This is a genomic window from Sulfurovum sp. bin170 (genome assembly GCF_010892395.1).
Taxonomy (GTDB): domain Bacteria; phylum Campylobacterota; class Campylobacteria; order Campylobacterales; family Sulfurovaceae; genus UBA1140.
Genome location: NZ_JAACKB010000260.1, coordinates 1 through 3112, shown reverse-complemented (window position 1 = coordinate 3112; position 3112 = coordinate 1). Strand labels below are relative to the sequence as shown.

Below are 3112 nucleotides of genomic sequence, written 5' to 3'. Positions count from 1 at the left end.
TTAATTTATCAAATTTAGAATAAATATTATCTATTTTCTTTTTATAATTGATAACCATACTATCGTTTACATCTCTCATATCTCCATATTTATCTATAAATATAAAATGGTCAGAAACTGTAGTACCTTGTAATTTTTTTATAAGAGTAGGCTCGTTAACATACTTCGTTGAGCATCCACTACTTAAAATAATTATTATAAAGGATGATAAAATAACTAATATTGATTTCATAAAAATATCCTTGATTTAATTTTTCTTATCCAAATTATATCATTATTTGATTAGATTTCAAAAAATCTTGCAACTCAGCCTCAACCTTAGCCATCTTATCAGTAGCATCAACTAAAGCCTGACGATTATCAGCAATAACTTTTTCAGGTGCATTAGCCACAAACCTCTCATTGTTCAACATCCCACTCAACTTAGCAATCTCTTTTTCAAGCTTCTCTTTCTGTTTAGTAAGCTTCGCGATAATAGCCGACATATCAATATCATCAGTTGAGATAAAACTCTCCAGATTATCAGATACATCCGTAACCGAGTTCTCCAGTTTAGAGTCAACAAATGTCAACTCTTCAACCTTTCCAAGTTTCTCAATAAATGGCTTCATCATCTCACCATCTGCCCCATCAGGAAGTTTAATAGAAGCTTTTTCTATCTTTTGGTTACCTTTATCAATCAAAGTTTTACATCGTCTAATAGATACAATTGCTTCCATAATAAGGTCAAACTGTGCAATTACAGCACTGTCTACTGTAGAAACCTCAGGATAAGACATCACCATAATAGAATCTCCATCTTCTAAGCTCTCTTTTGAGAGTCTCATATAGAGATTTTCAGTAATAAATGGCATAAATGGGTGAAGCAACTTCATAGACTCTTTGAAAATACTTCCAAGCTCTGCTATACTCGCCTTATCTGCTTTTGAAAGTTCAATACCCCAGTCACAAAACTCACCCCAAAGGAATCTATAAAGGGTAGTAGCACCGTCATTAAATCGATATATATCCATATAGTCACGAGTCTCTTTAACAGCGACACTAAATCGTGCCAACATATATCTACCAAGTGGTGTCTTAATGTTATTAATATCCAAATCATCAAAGTGTTCTTGGTTGAGTTGCAAGAAATTAGTAGCATTAAAGAGCTTGTTTGTAAAGTTACGGCTCTGCTCCAACTTATCAACACTAAGCTTTATATCTCGACCCTGCACAGCCAAAACAGCTAGTGTAAAACGAAGAGCATCCGTAGAGTATTTCTCTATCATAAAAAGAGGGTCGATTACATTTCCCTTTGATTTACTCATCTTATCTCCATGCTCATCTTTAACAAGTGCATGTAGATATATATCTTTGAATGGTAGTTCACCAGTGATATTTTCACCCATCATCAGCATTCTAGCAACCCAAAAGAAAAGAATATCAAAACCAGTAATTAGCAGACTATTTGGATAGAAGTTTTTCATATCATCTTCATTCCACAGTTCACCTCTGAATGCATCACCATTACCCCAACCGAGAGTTGAGAAAGGCCACAGTCCTGAAGAGAACCAAGTATCTAGCACATCAGGGTCTTGGTAGATATTTTTGGATGAACATTTAGCACAAACAAAAGGAAGACCCTCATCCTCTACCCACTCATGGTTACAATCATTACAATAAAAGACAGGAATCTGATGACCCCACCAGAGTTGACGAGAGATACACCAATCTCTAAGCTCACCCATCCAAGCGTTGTAGGAGTTTATCCAATGGCTTGGGAAAAACTCTGCTTCGTGGTTATTTACCTTCTCTATAGCTGACTGTGCGAACTCTTTTTTGACAAACCACTGTTTTGAGATATAAGGTTCAACAATATTATGACATCTATAGCAGTGACCCACTTGGTGAGCGTGTTCTTCTACTTTTTCCACAAAACCTTTTTCTTGAAGCTTTTCCATAATAACAGCTCTAGCCTCTAATCGCTCTTGACCTTCAAACTCACCACAATGCTCATTCAGAATACCCTGCTCATTAAAAATAGTGATAAACTCTAGGTCATGTCGTTTACCAACTTCATAGTCATTTGGGTCATGTGCAGGTGTCACCTTTACAAATCCTGTTCCAAACTCCATATCAACATGAGAATCTGCAATAATTTTCACCTCTCTGTTGATTAATGGCAAGATAACAGACTTTCCAATCATATGATTGTGTCGCTCATCATCAGGATGAACCATCACGGCTGTATCCCCAAAATAGGTCTCTGGACGAGTAGTAGCAACCACAACCTCACCTGACCCATCAGAGAGTGGATATTTGATATGATAGAGTTTCCCCATAGCATCCTCATGCTCCACTTCAATATCTGATAATGCACCATCTTTGGTACACCAGTTAATCATATAGTTCCCACGGATAATATAACCATTGTCATACATCTGTTTAAACGATTTTTTGACCGCATTACCAAGCCCCTCATCCATCGTAAATCGTTCACGAGACCATGCTGGACTTACTCCTAATTTTCTAAGTTGAGTGGTGATGGCATCTTGTGAGTTCTCTTTTTGTAACCACGCTCTTTCCAAAAACGCTTCACGACCTATCTCCTCTTTGCTTGTCCCCTCTGCAATTAGCTGTTTCTCCACAACATTTTGAGTAGCAATCCCTGCATGGTCAACACCTGGTTGCCACAGAGTTTTGTAACCATCCATTCGCTTATAACGCACAATAATATCTTGGAGTGTAAAGGTCAAAGCGTGACCGATATGTAGTTTGCCTGTCACATTTGGTGGAGGCATCATAATGGTAAAGTGCTTACCCTCTTTTTGAATAGATTTGTTACCCTCTATCTCAAAGTAGTTTCTCTCTTCCCAAAGCTTATAGTAGCTATCCTCTATCTCTTTTGGATTGTATACATTTTTTTTAGTTTCGCTCATTTTTAGTCCATATTTGTGGTGATTTTTTATTGTCGCGATTATATCTAAAAGGTGCTTAATGAGATTATTAGAGCTCTATAGTTCGGGTGTAAACACCAATGCCGTTGAATTAAGCTTTTTTATACGATTCTTATTTTTTTGGAAACGGAGAGTTTACTCCCGAACAGCGGAGGCAGAGCCTTCCGATTCCAAGT

General features: G+C 37.1%; 2 protein-coding genes. Both read right to left on the bottom strand.

The window, feature by feature from the left end:
- On the bottom strand, positions 1-232 hold a 232-nt coding region (locus GSY74_RS06120), incomplete at its 3' end, for a hypothetical protein (protein WP_164664217.1).
- Between the two features lie 34 nt (positions 233-266).
- A complete protein-coding gene (locus GSY74_RS06115) occupies positions 267-2918 on the bottom strand; it encodes a valine--tRNA ligase (protein WP_164664216.1) in 2652 nt (883 codons plus the stop codon).
- Positions 2919-3112 lie beyond the last annotated feature (194 nt).

Excerpts from the sequence above, each read along its gene's own strand:
- GSY74_RS06115 (WP_164664216.1), bottom strand. The coding sequence starts at position 2,918 with ATGAGCGAAACTAAAAAAAATGTATACAATCCAAAAGAGATAGAGGAT.